The 20,077-nt window shown below is 38.9% G+C and carries 19 protein-coding genes and 2 pseudogenes (1 of these 21 running past the window's edge); 11 read left to right on the top strand and 10 right to left on the bottom strand.

Annotated elements, in window-relative coordinates; all coding sequences use genetic code 11:
• Nucleotides 1-27: 27 nt before the first annotated feature.
• The 7 genes from L647_RS0106625 to L647_RS0106595 form a co-directional block, all read right to left on the bottom strand.
• Entirely contained in the window at nt 28-483 is a 456-nt protein-coding gene (locus tag L647_RS0106625; RefSeq protein ID WP_024610468.1) for a hypothetical protein, read from the bottom strand.
• Nucleotides 484-676: 193 nt separating this feature from the next.
• Nucleotides 677-3,796, bottom strand: coding sequence for an efflux RND transporter permease subunit (locus L647_RS0106620; RefSeq protein WP_024610467.1), 3,120 nt, complete (start codon nt 3,794-3,796; stop codon nt 677-679).
• A gap of 8 nt (nt 3,797-3,804) precedes the next feature.
• Complete coding sequence (locus L647_RS0106615; protein ID WP_024610466.1) at nt 3,805-5,388, bottom strand: efflux RND transporter periplasmic adaptor subunit; 1,584 nt, start codon at nt 5,386-5,388, stop codon at nt 3,805-3,807.
• Nucleotides 5,378-6,754 carry a TolC family protein gene (locus tag L647_RS0106610; RefSeq protein ID WP_024610465.1) on the bottom strand — a complete coding sequence of 459 codons (1,377 nt, stop codon included), beginning with the start codon at nt 6,752-6,754 and terminating at the stop codon, nt 5,378-5,380. The genes L647_RS0106615 and L647_RS0106610 overlap by 11 nt, the downstream gene beginning before the upstream one ends.
• A 258-nt stretch (nt 6,755-7,012) precedes the next feature.
• Nucleotides 7,013-7,375 (bottom strand): hypothetical protein, encoded by a 363-nt coding sequence (locus tag L647_RS0106605; protein WP_343223037.1) that lies wholly within the window; start codon nt 7,373-7,375, stop codon nt 7,013-7,015.
• A gap of 94 nt (nt 7,376-7,469) precedes the next feature.
• Nucleotides 7,470-8,084, bottom strand: a complete 615-nt coding sequence (locus L647_RS0106600; RefSeq protein ID WP_024610463.1) for a paraquat-inducible protein A — start codon at nt 8,082-8,084, stop codon at nt 7,470-7,472.
• Between the two features lie 2 nt (nt 8,085-8,086).
• A complete protein-coding gene (locus L647_RS0106595; RefSeq protein WP_024610462.1) occupies nt 8,087-9,355 on the bottom strand; it encodes an EAL domain-containing protein in 1,269 nt (422 codons plus the stop codon).
• A gap of 168 nt (nt 9,356-9,523) precedes the next feature.
• Here L647_RS0106595 and L647_RS0106590 point away from each other — a divergent pair, with 168 nt between their 5' ends.
• From L647_RS0106590 to L647_RS0106580, 3 genes and pseudogenes are all read left to right on the top strand, one after another.
• On the top strand, nt 9,524-10,273 hold the full coding sequence (locus tag L647_RS0106590) for a transporter substrate-binding domain-containing protein (RefSeq protein WP_024610461.1): 750 nt from the start codon (nt 9,524-9,526) through the stop codon (nt 10,271-10,273).
• A gap of 79 nt (nt 10,274-10,352) precedes the next feature.
• Nucleotides 10,353-10,908 (top strand): annotated as a pseudogene (locus L647_RS01000000123775) (PhnA domain-containing protein).
• 135 nt (nt 10,909-11,043) lie between these two features.
• Nucleotides 11,044-11,856 (top strand): META domain-containing protein, encoded by an 813-nt coding sequence (locus L647_RS0106580; protein WP_024610460.1) that lies wholly within the window; start codon nt 11,044-11,046, stop codon nt 11,854-11,856.
• 57 nt (nt 11,857-11,913) lie between these two features.
• Here the strand turns inward: L647_RS0106580 and rlmJ are convergent, their stop codons facing one another.
• Nucleotides 11,914-12,753, bottom strand: coding sequence for a 23S rRNA (adenine(2030)-N(6))-methyltransferase RlmJ (gene rlmJ / locus L647_RS0106575; RefSeq protein ID WP_024610459.1), 840 nt, complete (start codon nt 12,751-12,753; stop codon nt 11,914-11,916).
• Nucleotides 12,754-12,991: 238 nt separating this feature from the next.
• On the opposite strand from rlmJ, the gene zapB reads away from it, so the two are divergent.
• The 8 genes from zapB to L647_RS0106535 all read left to right on the top strand — a co-directional run bounded on the left by zapB (nt 12,992) and on the right by L647_RS0106535 (nt 18,716).
• On the top strand, nt 12,992-13,222 hold the full coding sequence (gene zapB / locus L647_RS0106570) for a cell division protein ZapB (protein WP_024610458.1): 231 nt from the start codon (nt 12,992-12,994) through the stop codon (nt 13,220-13,222).
• Complete coding sequence (locus L647_RS0106565; protein ID WP_024610457.1) at nt 13,222-13,527, top strand: cell division protein ZapA; 306 nt, start codon at nt 13,222-13,224, stop codon at nt 13,525-13,527. The genes zapB and L647_RS0106565 overlap by 1 nt, the downstream gene beginning before the upstream one ends.
• Before the next feature lie 63 nt (nt 13,528-13,590).
• The gene (locus L647_RS0106560; protein ID WP_024610456.1) at nt 13,591-14,613 is read left to right on the top strand and encodes an MBL fold metallo-hydrolase; all 1,023 of its coding nucleotides are present in this window, start codon (nt 13,591-13,593) and stop codon (nt 14,611-14,613) included.
• A gap of 55 nt (nt 14,614-14,668) precedes the next feature.
• On the top strand, nt 14,669-16,141 hold the full coding sequence (locus L647_RS0106555) for a LysM peptidoglycan-binding domain-containing protein (protein WP_024610455.1): 1,473 nt from the start codon (nt 14,669-14,671) through the stop codon (nt 16,139-16,141).
• Between the two features lie 65 nt (nt 16,142-16,206).
• Nucleotides 16,207-16,695, top strand: a complete 489-nt coding sequence (locus tag L647_RS0106550) for a peptidylprolyl isomerase (protein ID WP_024610454.1) — start codon at nt 16,207-16,209, stop codon at nt 16,693-16,695.
• Nucleotides 16,696-16,716: 21 nt separating this feature from the next.
• The gene (locus L647_RS0106545) at nt 16,717-17,445 is read left to right on the top strand and encodes an SDR family oxidoreductase (protein WP_024610453.1); all 729 of its coding nucleotides are present in this window, start codon (nt 16,717-16,719) and stop codon (nt 17,443-17,445) included.
• A gap of 10 nt (nt 17,446-17,455) precedes the next feature.
• Nucleotides 17,456-18,295 carry an amidohydrolase family protein gene (locus L647_RS0106540; RefSeq protein WP_024610452.1) on the top strand — a complete coding sequence of 280 codons (840 nt, stop codon included), beginning with the start codon at nt 17,456-17,458 and terminating at the stop codon, nt 18,293-18,295.
• A gap of 49 nt (nt 18,296-18,344) precedes the next feature.
• A complete protein-coding gene (locus L647_RS0106535; RefSeq protein WP_024610451.1) occupies nt 18,345-18,716 on the top strand; it encodes a hypothetical protein in 372 nt (123 codons plus the stop codon).
• A gap of 88 nt (nt 18,717-18,804) precedes the next feature.
• Here L647_RS0106535 and L647_RS0106530 read toward each other — a convergent pair whose 3' ends face one another.
• Both L647_RS0106530 and L647_RS01000000123770 read right to left on the bottom strand, forming a co-directional pair.
• Nucleotides 18,805-19,980, bottom strand: a complete 1,176-nt coding sequence (locus tag L647_RS0106530) for a mandelate racemase/muconate lactonizing enzyme family protein (protein ID WP_024610450.1) — start codon at nt 19,978-19,980, stop codon at nt 18,805-18,807.
• Between the two features lie 26 nt (nt 19,981-20,006).
• A pseudogene (locus L647_RS01000000123770) lies at nt 20,007-20,077 on the bottom strand (class II aldolase/adducin family protein) (it continues 705 nt past the right edge of the window).

The following is a 20,077-nucleotide window of genomic DNA, read 5'->3' as shown; positions in this document are numbered from 1 at the left end:
ACTCAGTAACCCTGCTCTTTTGTAAAGCTACATATCCATATGACGATTAGTACTTTGCATCATTTGCTTTATACCTTGCTTTTCAAGCTCTAGTATTTGTTGAAGCTTTTCTTGCCCACTTTCGGTTTCGGCGCGTTCAAGTAAGTATTCATATAGCTCAATCACTTTTTGATGCTGCTGTGCTAAATAGCCTTGAATAACTTGCTCATCGAATTGCTGATCTTTACTAATATCTTCAAAGGTAATTAGTTCAGGATTTTTAGCAAAGTATTCATAACTGTACGTATCGAGCGTATTTATTTCGGTTATCGCTTTAAACCCGACTAAATCTTCAGCGAGTTTTTTTTCGTAATTTAGGTAATAGTCCACCAGCATTGCATTATGTTCATCGAGTAAATCCTTTACGCTATAGAAATTAGCCGCCATTTGCGTATGAAACAAAACGGTCCAATCGTATACCTCTTTAATTGTTTTAACTTGCATGTGCATTCCTTACTTAGTTGACTGTATAGGTAATACACTGCGTAAAGCGTGCCAATTAAAAAGCTATTTAAAAACAGTTGGTTAATTTAAATATGAGTAATAACTCGCTATTTAATAGAACAACTTACAAATTATAGGTAATTTTTATAGAGCAATGCGCGGGTAATAACGGCATTGCTCTATCGTTTTGTTATTATTTAAGTCCTTGTTTGCGCCACAGCAAGTAAACAGCAGGAATAACAAGTAAGGTGAGTACAATTGCACTGCCCATGCCGCCAACCATAGGGGCTGCTATTCGGCTCATTACTTCGCTTCCGGTGCCTGTACCATAAAGTACAGGTAATAAACCGATAATAATGGTCGCGACAGTCATCATAACCGGGCGTACTCGAAGTCCTGCACCTTCAATAATGGCTTGCTGTAATTGCACTAAGCTAAGCGGTTTTCCGGCTTGCTCTGCTTCGAGGCACTTTTCTTGATAGGCTTGGTTTAAATACACCAACATAATGACCCCTATTTCTACCGCAACACCGGCTAAGGCAATAAAGCCTACTCCTACTGCAACTGAAAAGTTAAAGCCCTCTAAATACATTAACCATATGCCACCAATCATCGCCAATGGCAATGTAGCAATAATGATAGAGACCTCAGCAAAGCTTCTAAAATTAAGGTAAAGCAATACAATAATTATTGCTAATGTAAGTGGTAATACATAAGTCAGTTTGTCTTTAGCACGTTGCATATATTCGTACTGCCCAGCCCACGTAATTGAGTAGCCAGCAGGTAGTATTAGGTCTTTATCGAGCACTTGCTGAGCGTGCTCAACGTAAGTACCTATATCAACGCCGTCTATATCAATAAAGCTCCAACCGTTTAAGCGCGCATTTTCGCTTTTTATACCTGGCGGTCCATCTTCAATAAATACATCAGCTACATCAGCAAGTGCTATACGCTGCCCAGTAGGCGTTACAATAGGTAACAACATTAGCTCTTCTGGCGAGTCTCTGTATGCTTGTGGATAACGTAAATTAACAGGATAGCGTTCTTGCCCTTCTACCGTTTGTGTTACGTTTGTACCACCTATTGCAGTAGATACAACTTGTTGTACGTCGCTAATGTTTAAACTATAACGCGCGGCTTTTTCTCTGTTGATATCTACTTTTATATAACGTCCACCTGCCACTCGCTCTGAGTAAACCGATGCGGTGCCTTGCACATCTTTTAAAAGCACTTCTATTTGTTGACCAATTTTTTGAATTTCACTCAACTTTGGTCCCGCAACTTTAATTCCCACAGGGGTTTTAATACCCGTTGCAAGCATATCAATACGCGTTTTAATTGGCATTACCCACGCATTCGTCAACCCAGGAAACTTAACCAAACCGTCGAGTTCTTTTTTAAGTTTTTCAAGAGTCATACCCTCGCGCCATTCGTCTTTTGGCTTTAGCTGAATAAACGTCTCTATCATTGTAAGAGGTGCAGGATCTGTTGCAGTTTCTGCTCGCCCTACTTTACCAAAAACCGTTTTAACCTCGGGTACTGTGGCAATTAACTTGTCGGTTTGCTGTAGTATTTCGCGCGCTTTACCTACCGATAAACCTGGATACGTTGTGGGCATATACATTAAATCGCCCTCATCGAGTGGCGGAATAAATTCACTGCCTATTTTGTTTACCGGGTAAAAGCCAATAACAGAAACAACCACCGCGAGTACCAATGTCATTTTTGGAAATTTAAGCACCCAGTTAAGTAGTGGGCGATACGCTGCAACAAGTAATCGGTTAACTGGATTTTTTTGCTCCGAAATGACTTTACCTCTAATAAAGTAGCCCATTAATACCGGCACTAAGGTAATCGCAAGCCCAGCAGACGCTGCCATAGCATAGGTTTTAGTGTAAGCCAGTGGCGCAAACATACGCCCTTCTTGCGCTTCTAAAATAAATACCGGCATAAAGCTGACGGTAATAATTAATAAACTAAAAAATAATGCAGGTCCTACTTCACTCGCCGATTTAGCCACAACTTCCCAGCGATTTTCGTTGGTAAGGGGCGTTTTTTCCATATGCTTATGCATATTTTCAATCATGACGATAGCGCCATCGGTCATTGCGCCTATGGCTATTGCAATCCCCCCTAAAGACATAATATTGGCGTTAATCCCCTGCCAATACATAATTATAAATGCCGTTAAAATTCCAAGCGGTAACGTAATAATCGCTACAAGTGATGAGCGCACATGAAATAAAAACACCACACACACTAAGGCAACTACAATAAGCTCTTCAATTAGCTTACTTGTTAGATTATCTACCGCGTTATTTATTAAGTTGGAACGATCGTACACAGGGACTATTTCAACGCCCTCTGGTAATCCCTTTTTAAGCGATTCTAACTTTGCTTTTACGAGTTCAATGGTTTTTTGTGCATTTTCGCCATAGCGCATAATAACAATGCCGCCGGTTACTTCACCTTCGCCATTTAGCTCTGCTACACCACGGCGCATTTGCGGTCCGACTCGAATATCAGCTACATCACGCAATTGCAGCGCAGTACCATTAGCGTTTACGCCAAGCGGAATAGCTTCCAAGTCGGCAACACTCTTAATGTAGCCGGTGCTTGTTACCATGTATTCAGCTTCAGCCATTTCAACTACTGAGGCACCCATCTCTTGGTTGCCTTGTTGAATAGCCGTTTGAATAAGGCTAAGCGGGATACCATAAGCACGTAATTTATCAGGCTCTACATTGACTTGGTATTGCTTAACCATGCCACCAACAGCAGCTACTTCAGAGACTCCAGGCACGGTTTGTAGCTCAAACTTTAAAAACCAATCTTGTAAACTTCGTAGCTGACTAATATCGTGTTTATTTGTTTTATCAACTAGTGCGTATAAGTAAATCCAACCTACGCCTGTTGCATCAGGGCCAAGCTCTGGCGTAGCGCTATCGGGCAATCGGTTTGCTGCTTGGCTTAGGTATTCTTGTACTCGGCTACGCGCCCAATACAAATCAGTTTTTTCATCAAAAATAACGTAAACGTACGAGTCACCAAAAAACGAAAAACCCCTTACAGTTTGTGCACCCGGCACAGAAAGCATTGCTGTGGTGAGCGGAAATGTAACTTGGTCTTGCACTACTTGCGGTGCTTGCCCCGGGTAAGTGGTTTTTATAATGACCTGAACATCAGATAAGTCAGGCAAGGCATCCACGGGAGTATTTTTTACCGCAAACAATCCTCCACCAAGTAAAATTAATGTAAGCAACAACACAAAAAAGCGATTGCTAACAGACCAGCGAATAATGGCAGTTATCATAATGGCTCCTAGTGAGAACTATGTTGCATAGGTTGCATAGGTTGCATAGTAGAATGATCAATCGGCTCTGCGTTTTGCGCTCTAGTAATTACAAATTCATCGTTAATAATGCTAAAAGTAAAATTAATATACTGGGCATTTTCAAACTGACTAATATCAATATCTGGCGCTAATACAAAGTCCATTGTGGCGGGTTCTCGATTCCATTTTTCAATGGCTTCTCGGCTAATATTAATAATGCGATTTTGTGTATCTATGGCATTAATAGTGCCGTTAACCGTGGCGTTTTGTGGCTGCATATCCATGTTCATATTTGAGTCTGAACCAGAATCCGAACTCATACCTGAGCTAATACTAGAGCTGATACCAGAGCCAGGCATTTCCATTCGTTTAAAGTCGGAGCTTTTACTCGATTCAGAGTCTATTAAAAATTGTGCCGAGGTCACTACCGTGTCACCTGTCATTACACCTGACAAAATGACCGCTTCATTACTATTAATTTGCCCAACGTCTACTTCTACCGATTTAAAACGACCCTCACCTAATGCAATAACCACACGGTTTTGATGCTGCGTGCGAATTACCGCTTCTTTAGGAACTGTAAATTGCGCCTTACTCGCTTTAGCGTGAATGCTCACTTGTGCAAACATATTTGGTTTTAACCGATGATCTACATTATTAAACCTAAGCCTTACACGCAGAGTCCGGTTTTTAGCATCAAGCGCGGGGTAAATGTAATCAACCTTACCTTCCCACTTTTGACCTTTTAAGTAATCAAGCGTCATCGTTACAGGTAAACCAACGCTCACTTGTTCTGATTGGCGCTCGAACACTTCAGCCTCTACCCAAATTTCATCAAGCTGGGCAATACTCATCATTGATGTACCCGGTTTAACGTAAAAGCCTTCTCGAACTGTTAGCTCATCTACCACACCACTTTGCTTTGCGTAAAAAGTAATATTTTGCATTATCTTTTTATTTTTTTGTAAGCGCTCGATAAATCCATCAGACACATTTAACGACTCTAAACGTGCCTTTGCAGCGCGAATTAACACGGTATTATTACGATTAACCGCCAATAAAAGCTCTTCCTGTGCGTTCACCAATTGTGGTGAATACAATGTATATAAAGGCTCACCGGCTTTAACTTCTGCGCCTTGTGCTTTAACGTATAAACTTTCAATCCAGCCTTCTACACGCGGATGAATGTGAATAAGTTGGTCTTGGTTATATTGCACATAACCCACAGTATTTATATCGCTGTGAAGTGTTTTAAGCTCTACTTTGGCAGTTCTTACACCAAAGTTATTAACGACTGCAGGCGAAATAGTTACAGCACCTGGCCCATCCTGATCGTTGCTAGCGTTTTCATACACAGGGATTAAATCCATTCCCATTGGCGAAAGCCCTGGCGTGTCACGCCTGTAATTACTATCCATAGGCGCAACCCAGTATAATGGTTGTTTGTCAGCGCTTTGTTGTTCATTCATTGCCGAGTTGCTAGGTAAAAACTGCATTACTAAGCCGCCTATTAACCCAAAGGCGCCTGCACCAACTAAGGCCGCAACAAGTAACTTTAAATTAGTATTCATTGTGTAATTCTCCAGTTTGCTCGCTCATTACTTGGGGGTCTAAGCTACTTGCATAATAATTAAGGCGGGCGGTAATAATATGTTGATCTACTTGAATATTCAGTGCATCAATTTTGGCGTTAAGTTCACTAATGCGCGCGCGCATCACGTCAGAAAAATCCCCATCGTCGCGGGTATAAGCATTTAGTGTTGCTTGAGATTGCTCTGACATTTGCGGTAATAACGTATTTTGATAAAGCGCACCGCGTTTTTGCAAACGAGCGAGTTGGCTAAACTCCTTAAAGTACATACCTTTGAGTTTTTGAAGCGCCACCAGCTTTTGTGTTTTAATAGCTTCTGCACTCGCAATAGCCGATTTAACTTGTTGATCTTGTCTGTTATCAGTAAACAATGGCAAATCAATGCTAAATCCTACAGAGAGTAAATCAGCTCGCGACTCCCCTATCGGGGTATCATCTCGGTAACCATAACCCACATTAACGCCCATTTGAGGTTTGTAGCTTTGCTTAGCGAGCGCAACTTCGGTTTGCTTTGCCGTTACGGTTTTATCTATCGCAATAATTGCGGGATGCGCCATAAGCAACTGTATTAGTTTATCAAATTCAAGGCTCGCAAAATCAACCAGCCCTGTGGTTTTAGTAAACCCAGTATTTAAAGGCTGCATAAGCATATTCATAGGTAACCACTGTGCTAAACGGTTTTTAGCACTTTCAAATTGCTGCTCAAGCATAACCAGCTTATCTTCAAGACGGGTGAGCTCTAATTGCGCACGAATAATATCTTGCTGACGTGTTTTACCTAAGGTGCTTGCGTAGCTTGCTTCGGTAATGTCAATAAGTTGAGTAAATAGCCCTTTATCTTGCTCAATTAAAGCAATACTTCGCTGAGCACGATACGCGTTTAACCACGACTCAATCACAATTGCTTTTACTTGTGCTAAGCGATCGGCGCGCTGCCAAGGGTATTGTTGAGCAGACTGTGCTAATGCTTTTTGTTTAAGCGCTAAACTATTCCCTCGGCTAAACTTTTGGCTCAAATCAACTTTAAACTGCGTCATCCCTTCTTGATCAAACGCATAACCGTTAGTAGGTAAGTTGAGTAAGCCAACCGTTAAAACGGGATCGGGTAAGGTGCCTGCGGCAATGCTTTGCGCTATTGCTGCATCTTCTTGGTAGCCACTCGCTTTTAGCCATGGCTCATGCGTTAGCGCATAATTAAGCGCTTGCGTTAAGCTAAGCGTTTGCTCATTACTAGATTGCTTTAGTATTTCGGTATTTAGGTTATTTGAATTGTTTTGCGCATTAACAGCGGTGCTAAATAACACAACACTACATAATACGACTTTAATACTTACAGCGTGGTTCATCACCTGCTCCATCTAAAAATAAAAGAAAATCTTAAATTGGGAAGCAAAAAAGGTGTTTAGGAGTTTTACAAAAACCTTTTATATCAATTGCATTGAATTAATGATCTATTATTGCGGTAGGGAAATAGCTCTATAACAAGGAAAAAATTACGCAGTATAGTTGCTTTATATAAGTAATTTTTAACGCAGTTAGAGAGTTATTTAACTCGCTAGAATGAGCATGTTTTCAATAAAATTGATATTACACCTATCCTGCTATTAAGCAGACATAGGAGGGCGATAGAGTGAACGAGGTATATTAATTTGTGTAGTAAATACACGTACATTTACTTTTTCAGATTCAAGTAAAGTAACGCTAAATAAAGTATTAACATTAAGCATTGAGTTAGCAGCGCAGCCACTCATAGGGCATTTACAGTCGTTTTGTGGCGTATTTTCATCGTCGCAACAATCCATCTGCATCATATTATCAGACATGCTAGCGACAGCTGTTGCATCACTACTTTGTGCCATTGGCATTTGGGCATGCATTGCTGCTTTAGTTGGCATATGTGGCATTTCGCATACCATAGCTACAGACGCAACTGCCTGACCCACAAAAGTGAGCAGTAAAGTTATCATGAGTAAACTAGAGTAAAAACGTTGCAACATTATGCCTTTTAATAAACTTTAAAATGATTGTAAGGTAACCTAACGGCAACCACAAATACTTTAATTATGTAGACTGCGGTTTAGCAGGTGTTTTAATTAAGTTACTCGCGATAATTGCAAATATACAATATGCGCTAAAATACCAAAACCCTTCACCAAATTGTGCATTCATAACAAGTAGCTCGCCACTTTTACCATGGGCGTTACCTGCTAAGTAAGTCACTATTAATGCAATAACAAATACATCAACCATGCTCCACTTACTTAATGCACAAATAACCAGACCGAGCTTTTGCTTAAATCCATTCAAAGGTAAGCAACAATAAAGCAATTGTAATAATAGCTTTAAGCTTGGAATAACAATAGAAAACAACCCCACTAAAGCGGCTACAAATAAATTATTATTGCTAGCAAGCTCTTTAACTGTGCCTAAAATACTTTGTGTTTTGTTATAGGCGCTAATCTCACCTTCTAACTTATCAAGCCCTAGCATGTTCGAGAACATCATTAGCATACTGCGAGTTCGACCATCGCCCTCTTCAGCCAGCATTTCAATACCCGCTTGCGCTAGTTTTGATTTATCTATGTTGCCCTCTATTGTTAATACTGGTTTTGTAATACCAGGAAACAATAAACCAAGCGCGATTATAATACTTAAAACAGATAACCAATTACGCATACTTAATCACCAGCCACAACTTCAATAACATCATCACTATAAAGCATCGATTCTAAAACAAAGCTATAAACTTTCTCAATAGAGATTTGCGGGTTTACCTGTTTAAGTTTATAACTTGCAATTACCCAGTCTTTTTCTTGTATTGCTTTAGCAAGTAACAAACAATCACCGAGCACACCAGTGTGAGCTAATAATGCATTATTTATAGCAACATCAAGTGCAAACTCTTTTACAATAACGCTTAATTCTATATCTAAAATAGCATCAAGCATCGAAAACAAGCCCACCAAATAACCTTGCTGCGCCAACTCAACATTTTGCTCGCTTAAAATTAGCTCCATTAATCTTGCACGAATAAGAGCATACTTAGTAAGCTCTGTTGGCTTATCAATTCCCAAATCACTTAATGCTAAAACTCGTACAAACTGACGTATTGTATCCTCACCCAAATAAACAACAGCTTGAGAAATAGATGTTATTACTAAATTACTATTACCAGAGCGTGCATTCGCCAGTTTTAAAATACGTGCTGTAATACCTATATCTCGAGCTACTCGTTGGTGTATTTCTTCAAAACATAAAGAGTCTTTAGAAGTGCATTTTAGTAAATCAAATACTGTAACTTTAGAGGGATCAACGCTGTTATACGTTAGCATCTCAGGGCGTGAAAAAAAGAACCCTTGAAAGTAATCACATCCGGCGCCTTTGAGCGTCAAAAATTGCTCATGGGTTTCTATACGCTCAACAATCACCTTACATTTAGGGTAATTACGTTTGAGTTTTTTAACACGCATATTTGTTTTGATGATGGCTTCATCAACTTCTATTTTTATATAATCAACTAACGCTAATAATGGCTCCCACTTAATATCGCCATCGTAATCATCTAATGCAAAAATATAACCTTCTTTTTTTAATGCCTGCACACGCCTTGCAATAGCTGTTATATTAACTACACGCTCTACGATTTCAATAACCGCAGTTTCTGGTTTTAATAATTTAGGGAAGTCATCTAGCAGTGCATCAGTTGATAAATTAATAAATGCTCGATGGTTAGCGGTTAATTTTTCAATTCCAACTAACATTAGTGTATTAAAAAATAAGCGACTCGTTGCCTTTTCGTCGCTCATGCCAACCGGAAACGCATTATTTGATGAATCTCTATATAGCAACTCATATGCAAAAACGCCTTTAGCAGCATCAAAAATAGGCTGCCTAGCTACATATTGTGTAATAACCGGTTGTTCAGGCAATTTTTTTGAGGGTTTCAATATATATAACCTTTATAAGACGCTTTAATGTTCACCATTAATCCTAACACTTTAATATAAGCCGCATAGAATATACATAGTATAAATATACTATTCGTTACAAAAAAACTATAATACTTAACACTAAAGTTATAGTTTCACTAAATTTAAACCTATTAAGGAAAGCATTTGATTAACTTAAAAGGGCTATTAATAGCCTGCTTGTTATTATTCTCTTTTCCTATATTAGCTGAATTAAATAACCCAGCTTTAAAATATAATATTACTTCATCAGGGAACTACTACCCTTATTATACAAATAACCCTGTAGAGCCTGGTGTACTGCCAGAAATTATCGAAAAAATACTTAGTGATGCAGATATATCAGCATCGCACGTAAACCTACCAACAAAACGAATTACAAAATACCTTCAAGATGAAGTAATCGATTTTGATGTAATTACACTTAAATGGTTACCCGAAAGTGAGCGAAACAACCCTCAATATATTTTTTCTGAGCCATTAGTTAATGCAACAGAAATGGTTGTAAGTCTGTCTGAAAACATTAATAACTGGCAAAGCGCTAATAGTTTATATAATAAAAACGTAGGCACTGTTTTAGGTTACTACTATCACAACGATAATTTATTTAATCGCATAGATTTTCCTTCTGAAAAAGAACTTATGATTGCACTTGCTCGCAAACGAGTCGATGTAGCAATTATTGGAAAACTACCCGCTTTACATTGGTCTAAACAATTAAATGTTGATATTGCTTTTGGTCCGCAGTATTCACATGGCTTATTAAAAATACGCTTATTGAGCAAACATAAAGCTTTATTGCCAGCAATTAACAAAGCTATTAAAAACCTCCATAGCAGCGGCTTCATTCAGCAAGTTGCCGATAAATATATGGCAAATATACCCACACAAAATTAAGGGACTAATGGCACAAAGCCACTATGATGGGGTATAATAGCAACAAATGTTAACTCGACCAGAACGAGAAAGAACCTCCATGAGTATTGAAAAAGCCTTAATTGAACGCAGTAGTAGTCAATGTGAATTATGTGCAGCAACCGAAAACCTTTCAGTTTACGAAGTACCACCTGTAACCGAAACCCACTCAGACAAATGTATTTACACATGCCAAACATGTAAAGATCAAATCGAAAACAGTAGTGAGCTAACACCAACACATTGGCATTGTTTAAACGACAGCATGTGGAGTCAAACTCCTGCCGTACAAGTTGTAGCTTACAGAATGCTTTCGCGTTTAGCNCTGGGCACAAGACGCTCTAGACATGATTTACCTTGAAGAAGACACGCTAGCTTGGGCTAAAAAAGCACTTGCAGAAGATGACGACGTAAAGCACGTTGATAGCAATGGTGTAGTACTTCAAGCTGGCGATACAGTTACCCTTATTAAAGACTTAGATGTTAAAGGCAGCAGCCTTACCGCTAAACGTGGTACCGCAGTACGTAATATTGGCTTAACAAGTAACCCTGAACACATCGAAGGGCGAGTTGATGGTCAACGTATTGTAATTTTGACTAAATACGTTAAAAAATAAGACCGAGTAATTAATTTTATTAAGGACGCATTTGCGTCCTTTTTTATTTTAAACAACCAATTAAGCAATGATTAAGTCACTTATTAATACAATTACTTTAATTTGTTTAAGTAATACTTTTAATTAGGGATAATTATGCCAAAGCGCAAACCTGCACATACAACTATAAAATCATTTGTTGGTTTTAGTTTGCTAGCCTGTGGTACTTTTATACTTGCTGGTTGCGACCAACAAACTCCATCATCAAGCACGGAGCAAGTAAAAAAAACGACAATCTTAACCACACAAGTTAGTTACTCCGATCGCTCAATGCTACGCCCAGGCTCACAACTTATAGTTACCCTTTCTGATGTATCAAAAATGGATGTAAGAGTTGATATTATTAGCCAACAAATACTCGATATAACCAAGACGCCACCTTACACTGTTGACCTTATATACGATGCAAGTAAAATTAACTCTAAACATCGTTATAGCTTAAGTGCCCGTATTATTAATAAAGATCGCGTGTTGTATACGAGTGCTGCCCATTACAACCCCTTTACTGAGTCAAAATCTACTAACCCGTATAAAATAGAATTATCAAAAGCCTCAACTAATAAGCCAAATGTTGATTTAGTAAGTACTTACTGGAAAGCTAAAACGTTAAATACAGAGCAGGTTAACGTTATTATTAAAGAGCCATTTATTCAGTTTGATAAAAACAACAAGGTACATGGCTTTTTAGGGTGTAACAACTTTACTGCAAGCTACCAATTAGATAAGCAAACCATTGCTTTTAATCAACTCGGAAGTACAAAAAAAATGTGCAGCGAAGCTATGGACCAAGAAGCTGCATTATCTAAAGCATTAAACAAAAGTGCCCAGTGGCAAGTCACCGGTGAAACACTCACTCTAAATAACAGTGACGGGAAGCGTTTAGCTACTTTTGGCGCTGTATATTTTTAATTAATAAAAAAGCCCAGCGTATGCTGGGCGTATATCAGTAACTTAAATATTAACGGATTACTCGTCTACCAATTGCTCACTGCGATAAAAGCCACTTGGCTTACTTAATAAAGTCATAAGCTCTGGTAACACTTCATCCATAGTATGCTTTAATTTCCACGGCGGGTTTATCACAATCATGCCTGATGCAGTCATACCGTGCACATCAGTATCATCCTCAGTACCTAATTCAAATAACTGAATGTTGCGCATACCTGAATCAATTAAACCCTGCTCCATGTTTTCAATGCGCTCTCTATCTACAACTGGATACCAAATCATATAAGTACCTGTAGAAAAACGCTGGTAAGCTTTAACTAAGGTTTTTACAACCGTTTCGTAGTCATCTTTAATTTCGTATGGTGGGTCGATTAACACACATGCCCTGCGAGATGCTGGTGGCAACAAGCCAACTAAACCTGCAAAACCATCTTCTCCACGCACACGAATAGAGCGCTTACCTTGCATGTTTTCTTCAAGTAACAACAGATCGCGAGGGTGAAGCTCAAAAAACCAACCTTTATCTTGGCGGCGCAAAAAGTGCTCTGCTATTTTTGGAGAACCTGGATAAAACGCAAGTTCATCAGTGTCGTTAAATGATTTAATTAGATCAATATATTCATTAAGCGCAGCGTGCTCACTTTTATGCTGCCAGAGCTTTTCAATACCATCTTGATACTCTTGTGTTTTTTGCGCATCAGCAGCTGCTAATTCAAAAAAACCCGCACCCGAATGCGTATCTATATAATCAAGCGGTTTATCTTTAATTGTTTGATAGCCTAGCACCTGTGCTAACACTAAATGTTTAAGTACATCGGCAGGGTTACCTGCATGAAATGAGTGTCTATAACTAAGCATTATTTATTTTCGCCATACGCAATTTAATATCGTAAGTGAACCATAAGCACTGTGCTTTGGCAACTTACACCATTATATGAGAGTGTTTAAGTGAACCATTTCTGAATGAAAAAGCCCATATGATGAATTATCCCTTAACGCAGAAGAAAAATCAGCTAAAACCACCGTAAATGCTGGCAAATCAACACACTTTGCTTTACATTTGCATGACATTAATTACAGTTATATGAGCGCATTTATGAATAACAACACTCTTCAACAACTCGAACAACTGATCGATTCACTAATTGATCGTAATAATCAATTACAAACTGATGTTTCTAGCTTAAAAGAGCAAAATAGTAAGTTAGTAGACGAAAACGAGCTACTACAACTAGAAGCTCTTGAAAACGAAGAAAAACAAAAAGATGCCAGCACTACTTTATCTGGCCTTCTTGATAAGCTACAAAGCGCACAACAGGCTAGCTAATGTCTGAGCTGCAAAACCAGCGGGTCACTGTTGAGTTGCTAGGTAAAGAGCAGCAATTTGCTTGCCCTGAAGGACAAGAAGAAGCGTTAATAGCAGCAGCTAAAAATCTAAATGACTTAGTTGAACAAATGAAACAGCGTTCATCCGTTAGAAACGATCAAAAAGCTCTGCTTATGGCTGCGCTTAACTTAAGCCACGAATTGCTAGAAGCAAAAACGCTGGCAACCCTTGATCAGCAACATCAAGACCAACTCGTTGACAAACTCAGTCAATATTTGGCAAGTGACCCCAAACATAAAAAATAAAAAGCGCAAATTGCGCTTTTTGTTTATTATTAAAGTAACTAAACGCCAGCGTCGAGATACTAAATGCAGTTATCACTTTCTTCTATAATCACCTCATGTAAACACTTACTTCTCTTGTGTTCATTATCTGCTTTAGCTACACAAGCAAATGCAGCGGTTAGCTGGGAGACAATAAACCCCAACATACAATTTTTAAAACAAGAAAATAAACTACGCTTTTACGACTCAAATCAAGTTCTTATTGAAGGCGATGAATGTGCATTACTTGTTGATGCCAGCGGAAACTTCGCTGCGGTTGAGAAATTAGCCAATGATTTAAAAAAACGCCTTAAAACGCCTTTATGCTATTTAGTTGCTACGCATTATCATGACGATCATTTGCTTGGTATGGCGGTTATGCAGCACTTTTATCCAGACGCTAAACTGATTGTTCATCAGCAAGTAGACAAAAATTTTAGTGTGTATCAAAAAGCATTTAGCGACCAGCTCGATAGCTACGAAAAAAGTATTGAACTGAGCTATCAACGCTTGGCAAATATTCCAAAAGAAGAGCAACCTCAGTGGCGAGCAAAGTTAGATTTAGCCAAAAAACGACTTTTTCGCTGGCAAGAATACCAATTAAATACACCGCAAATAACTATAAATAAAAGCAGAACTCTTAATTTAGGTGGATTTGAAATAACACTTGAACCCCATAAAGCACATACCAATGGTGATTTAACTATTAGCACTAATAATGGCAGTATTTTAATTGGTGGTGATAGCGTTGATTGGCTTCCCTACCCTGGACATGGTGAGCTTGAAAGTTGGCAAGCACTTCTTAAGCAATACATTAATGATGATAAACTTACTTTAATTATACCTGGTCACGGCGGGACACTTAATAAATCTCAGCTCAAGCAACCCTTATCGTTTTTAACAGCAATGACTGAGCACGTTAAAAACAATAAAGAGCAGACTATAGAGCAACTTATGTTGTCTTTTCCTGAGGAAGTAATGAAGCCTTATAGAGAAGAATCTCTTAGCGCTAAATCAAGTAATTTATTTTTACAATCAGGGCTGGCTCGCGCTAAAAGTACGCAGTAACTCAACACAACGGATTGTGTTAAAATAATAAAAGGAATTTATAAAAGTGATCACTATGCGCTGTTTGATCTTATGTTTTTTGGGTGTTTTTTTATTTGGTTGCGAAACCACAGAACCAGAGTTACGAGAAGCTCCACAAATATTTACTCATTTTGAGCCTAGCTACGAGTATCAAAATGAGCCAGTACCACAGACAGAGCAACCAACTACCGTTAGTAAGAAAATAACACCACCACTTAAAAGAACGGTTATTAAAAAGCGCCCACCGAGAACAACTGATTTATGGGTGCACATTGCTAATAACTTACATTTTACGGTGTATCAAAATCGTGCTTTAAAAAGTCGTATTAACTGGTATTTAAAACAACCCAACTATTTACCTACTGTTAGTAAGCGTGCTGCTCCCTACCTGTATCATATTGTAAAAAAAATAGAGCAAAAGCAGTTACCTATGGAACTTGCACTATTGCCATTTGTTGAAAGTGATTTTAGACCAACAATTGCATCATCACAGCAAGCCGTTGGTGTTTGGCAATTAGTTGGAGCAACCGCACACCACTTTGGTGTTAAATCGGATCAGTGGTATGACGGTCGTCAAGATGTACTTGCCTCTACCGATGCTGCGCTTAATTATTTAAGCTATTTACATGAGCGTTTTGATGGTAACTGGCTGCATGCTCTTGCGGCTTATAACAGTGGTGAAGGACGTGTTAAACGCGCAATAGACAAAAATAAAAAACGCGGTAAAAGCACCGATTATTGGTCATTAGATTTACCTAAAGAAACTGCCGACTATGTACCTAAATTACTTGCCCTTAGTTATTTAGTAAAACATCCGCAAAAAGGAATTAACCGTCCACGATTAGCCTATAAACCACTTACAACGACTATGAATGTGGGACAGCAATTTGATTTTTCGGTAATCGCTAAACTCTCCGGTGTTGGTTCAAAACAATTACACTCACTCAATCAAGGCTATCTAAAAAATCAGAGTTCTCCTAATGGTCCGCATACATTACTACTTCCTATTGGGCAAGAAACGCTACTAAAAAGTCAGTTTTTTAGATCTAACTTTGCTGGCGAATACATAGTAAAACAAGACGATACCCTTTATGGTATTGCTAGACATTTTGATATGTCAGTAACCGCATTACAGCATTTAAACAATAAGCAAACGAGCCAAATTAGCGTTGGTGAAAAGTTATTAGTAGGACAACCCAAAACACTCCCAAAATCATTAACGGTTGATTATAAAATAAGCCCCTATCTAGAGTATCAAGAAGTGGCTATTCCAACTCTCGAGATTGATTATGAAGTAAAGCAGGGAGACACTCTTTGGAGCATTGGTCAACTTTACGATGTACCTCATAGTGATTTAGCTAAGTGGAATAAACTTTCTGCATCAAGCGTGTTAACGCCTGGCACCTCATTAATATTGTTTATCCCTCAAGCAGAAAAACCAAAAGTAGCACCAATAGAAAAAGATTTACTGTTAGATCTACAAAAAACGTTAAATCAACCACGTTAAGTTTATAAACGAATATATTTCGCGTAAAATTACGCCCTAACATAGTCAAATTTAAAGAGACAAGCATGCAAATTAGTAAAAATTCAGCAGTTGAATTTCATTACACCCTTAGCGAAGCCGGTGAGCAAGTAGAAACAAGTACAAGCGAAGCGCCACTTACTTACATTCATGGCAGTGACGGTATGCTTCCTGGTTTAGAAAAAGCACTTGAAGGCAAAGAAGCTGGCGAAAAATTTAGTGTAACCCTAGAGCCAAGTGAATCGTACGGCGAACGTGTTGATGACTTGATTCAACGTATCCCACTAAAGCACTTACAAGGCGACGTTAAAGTATGGAAACCAGGTATGACAGCAATGGTTAGCTCTAACCAAGGTCGTCATCAGGTAACTATTGTTAAGGTTGGTCGTTTTAATGCTGATTGCGATTTAAACCACCCATTTGCTGGTAAAACGCTAACGTTTGACGTTGAAGTTGTATCAGTACGTGAAGCAACAAGTGAAGAAGTTTCTCACGGACATGTGCACGCTGCAGGCGGTTGTGGTCACTCTCACTAGTTAGCAATAAAGGAAGTAAGTATGTCTAAAGTTGCAATAGTTACAGGTGGTACAAAAGGTATTGGTTTAGCTGTAGTAAAGCGCTTGCTAAGTAATGGCTATAAAGTACATAACCTTGATATAGAGCCAAGCGAAACTGGTATATTTCATCAGTGTGACGTAAGTGATGTATCAGCGGTACAAAACTGTATCAATGCAATCTGTGAACAAAACCAACGTATTGATGTACTTGTTTCTAATGCTGGAAAACATTTAAGCGCAAATATAGAAAGCACCGATGAGCAAACTCTCGATGCGCTTTTTGCGCTTAATGTTAAAGGCGCTTATGCGGCAGTACAAAGCGTGTTGCCCAGCATGAAAGCGCAAAATGGCGGCGCTATTATATTAGTCGCTTCCGATCAGGCAATTATAGGTAAGCAAAACTCTTTTGCATATAACCTAACAAAGCATGCCCTTGCCTCAATGGCTAAAACAACGGCACTTGATTACGCGGGCTTTAATATTAGAGCAAATGCGGTATGCCCTGGCACAATAGAAACCCCGTTGTTTCATAACGCAATAGATGCATACTGCGCAAAAAGTGGCGCAAACAAAGCTGAAATAGTTGCTGAGGAAGCAAGCCTGCAACCACTTAACAGATTAGGTCAAGCTGATGAAGTTGCGGCCCTTGTGAGCTTTTTAGTAAGCGACGACGCCAGCTTTATTACCGGCAGTCTGCAAAGTATTGACGGTGGCTACACAGCCCAATGAGTACAGTGCAATGAGCATAAAAATTATTGATCCACACGTACATTTTTTTAACTTAGTAGAGGGTCAATACTCATGGCTACAAGGAACTCATCCACCAGCCTGGCCAAATTTAGATAAAATAAAAAAGCCAGTAAGTGCACAGCAACTTATTAAAAGTATCGACTTTGAACTAGCAGGGCTTGTTCATATAGAAGCAGGGTTTGATAACATATCCCCTATTAACGAGCTAAACTGGCTAGACTCGCATTTAAAAGATATTCCATTTAAAGCCATTAGCTACAACCAAATTGACTCACCGGCTGATCAGTTTATAAACTCGTTAGAGGCCTTAGCTCATCCGAGTTTATGTGGCATTAGAGATATAACCGAAGGTGCTGATGCAAAACGTTTATTAAGCGCTAATAGCTTTAAAAATCTAACAACATTATCAGATACCCAACTGCATTTTGAAGCGCAATTTGATATTGAAAACAGCGAAATAACCAAACAAGTGGCTTACTACGCTAAGCAGTTACCGCAACTTCACATTATAATTAATCACGCGGGGCTACCTAGTAATTTAAATACTTGGCAACAAGCTGTTGAGTTACTTGCTCAACATAACAATATTGCGATTAAATTTTCTGGTTTTGAATTACTACAGCTCACCAGCCAACAGCAAATAACATGTTTTAATTTTCTTTTTAATCACTTTGGTGAGCAGCGTATTATGTTTGCTAGCAACTTCCCTGTGTGCCAAATAAATACAAGCTACAGCAATCTATGGCACTGTCATAAAGCATTGTGCTCAAGCGATAAAGTATGGCACAGCCTCGGCTACGCGAATGCCAAACACTACTATCAAGTATGAGTAAAAGTCGTTATATTAAATTATCTTTTGCTAGTAATACGAGTAGTTTATGAAGGTGTACTTTTTACTAATCGTTGTATTTTCAGCAGCTCTACTCAATGGCTGTATATCTCAAGGCGCAGACCCTACACCTAAGCTTCAACATGCCTTACTTGTTAGTCCAAATAAAATGGCCGTTAGCAACGCAATCAAAACTCTTATACACATGCAGCAGGTTCAACTAGCTGACAATGTATTTACTACCAGCAGCACAGTCACACTTAGCAACGTAAATAATAACAACGTAATAGACACTCAAAGCCTTAATAATCCCGATAGGTTTGAACTGATGATAAAAGGTGAGCAGTGCTATATACGCCACCTTGATAGTAAAGCAACGATCGAGCTTAAAAATGCAGAATGCAAAATTAATGAGCTATAACGAGCGTACCCAAACAACAAAAAAGCCAGCAAGTAAAAATCACTTGCTGGCTCTTTAATATGTAACTCAAATTTTAACTAAAAGATTACTATTTAATTTCTACGCGTTGAGAGCGCATAACAATCTCGTCATTTAGTTCAATGCCAAGCCCTGGCTCTTCTGACACTTCAAAGAAACCATTTTTAGGTTGTGGGTCTTGTAAACACAATTCACGGTTCCACTTTTTAATCGCATAAGTATGATGCTCATGAATCAAAAAGTTAGGAATAGCTGTCTCTAAGTGTAGTGATGCTGCTGTTGCAACCGGACCACCACATACGTGAGCTTGAATACGCACATCAAAAATATCTGCGTAGTCACATACTTTTTTAGTTTCGGTAAAACCACCACACAAACCAATATCCGGTTGTAGTACATCAATACTTTGATCTTCTAAATACGGACGTACACCCCAACGATTATACAAACGCTCACCACCAGCAATAGGCACTGATACTTTATCAGCTACTTTTGCGTGTAATGAATGGTTTAAATAGTTAACTGGCTCTTCAAAGTACATACAGTCAAACTCTTCTGCAATTTCACCTAACTGAATAGCCGTTGTAACGCCAGGTAAGCTATGGCATTCAAAAATAATATCAACTTCGTCGCCTACCGCTTCGCGAATAGCTTGCATACGTGCACGGTATAACTTCATTTCAGTACGTGAGATTATTTTTGTACGGTCGTAATAAGTATTGCCGTCTTTATCATACTGAATTGGGTCTACTTTTACTGCGTCGTAACCTTCAGCTATTGCCTTTAAAGCAGCTTCTGCATACTCTTGTGGCTGTACTAGCGCTTTAAATTCGCTATCCCAGTCAAACTGTAATTGCGATGCGTATGTACGTAGCTTGTCGTTAACTTTACCGCCTAGTAATTGATAGACCGGTAATCCAAGCGCTTTTCCTTTAATATCCCAAAGAGCGGTATCTATTGCGCTCATTGCGGCATATACAACCGGTCCGCCGCCTAAGCCCCAAAAGCTTTCACGTAACATACGTGACCATAGCTTTTCTGTTTGAAATGGGTCGTGACCAATTAAAAAAGCATCTGCCATTTCCTTAATCATAGCCGCTGCAGCACTATGGCCTAAATCGTAAGCAAGACCGGCTTCGCCAACACCACTAATGCCTTCATCTGTATGAATACGTACAAATACAGGCGTCCAAGAAGGTCTATCAGGACAGTGAATATCAAATACTTCAACGCGATTTACTTTCATTAAAATTCCTTATTAACCGCTATGGGTTATTTTGCAAAACTAGGGTCAAGTCGATACGCTTTACGTAACATAGCAGGCCACGCAAGTTGCCCGCCAG

The sequence above is a fragment of the Pseudoalteromonas sp. TB64 genome (genome assembly GCF_000498095.1).
Lineage (GTDB): Bacteria > Pseudomonadota > Gammaproteobacteria > Enterobacterales > Alteromonadaceae > Pseudoalteromonas.
This window is presented reverse-complemented; position numbering and strand designations above follow the sequence as displayed.

What these genes read in the sequence shown, in the direction of transcription:
- rlmJ (WP_024610459.1), bottom strand. Translation starts at nt 12,753, where the DNA reads ATGCTTAGTTATAGACACTCATTTCATGCAGGTAACCCTGCCGATGTA.
- L647_RS0106600 (WP_024610463.1), bottom strand. Translation starts at nt 8,084, where the DNA reads ATGCGTAATTGGTTATCTGTTTTAAGTATTATAATCGCGCTTGGTTTA.
- zapB (WP_024610458.1), top strand. Translation starts at nt 12,992, where the DNA reads ATGAATAACAACACTCTTCAACAACTCGAACAACTGATCGATTCACTA.
- L647_RS0106545 (WP_024610453.1), top strand. Translation starts at nt 16,717, where the DNA reads ATGTCTAAAGTTGCAATAGTTACAGGTGGTACAAAAGGTATTGGTTTA.
- L647_RS0106615 (WP_024610466.1), bottom strand. Translation starts at nt 5,388, where the DNA reads ATGAATACTAATTTAAAGTTACTTGTTGCGGCCTTAGTTGGTGCAGGC.
- L647_RS0106620 (WP_024610467.1), bottom strand. Translation starts at nt 3,796, where the DNA reads ATGATAACTGCCATTATTCGCTGGTCTGTTAGCAATCGCTTTTTTGTG.
- L647_RS0106625 (WP_024610468.1), bottom strand. Translation starts at nt 483, where the DNA reads ATGCAAGTTAAAACAATTAAAGAGGTATACGATTGGACCGTTTTGTTT.
- L647_RS0106580 (WP_024610460.1), top strand. Translation starts at nt 11,044, where the DNA reads ATGCCAAAGCGCAAACCTGCACATACAACTATAAAATCATTTGTTGGT.
- L647_RS0106530 (WP_024610450.1), bottom strand. Translation starts at nt 19,980, where the DNA reads ATGAAAGTAAATCGCGTTGAAGTATTTGATATTCACTGTCCTGATAGA.
- L647_RS0106535 (WP_024610451.1), top strand. Translation starts at nt 18,345, where the DNA reads ATGAAGGTGTACTTTTTACTAATCGTTGTATTTTCAGCAGCTCTACTC.
- L647_RS0106610 (WP_024610465.1), bottom strand. Translation starts at nt 6,754, where the DNA reads ATGAACCACGCTGTAAGTATTAAAGTCGTATTATGTAGTGTTGTGTTA.
- L647_RS0106605 (WP_343223037.1), bottom strand. Translation starts at nt 7,375, where the DNA reads ATGATAACTTTACTGCTCACTTTTGTGGGTCAGGCAGTTGCGTCTGTA.
- L647_RS0106565 (WP_024610457.1), top strand. Translation starts at nt 13,222, where the DNA reads ATGTCTGAGCTGCAAAACCAGCGGGTCACTGTTGAGTTGCTAGGTAAA.
- L647_RS0106555 (WP_024610455.1), top strand. Translation starts at nt 14,669, where the DNA reads ATGCGCTGTTTGATCTTATGTTTTTTGGGTGTTTTTTTATTTGGTTGC.
- L647_RS0106540 (WP_024610452.1), top strand. Translation starts at nt 17,456, where the DNA reads ATGAGCATAAAAATTATTGATCCACACGTACATTTTTTTAACTTAGTA.
- L647_RS0106550 (WP_024610454.1), top strand. Translation starts at nt 16,207, where the DNA reads ATGCAAATTAGTAAAAATTCAGCAGTTGAATTTCATTACACCCTTAGC.
- L647_RS0106560 (WP_024610456.1), top strand. Translation starts at nt 13,591, where the DNA reads ATGCAGTTATCACTTTCTTCTATAATCACCTCATGTAAACACTTACTT.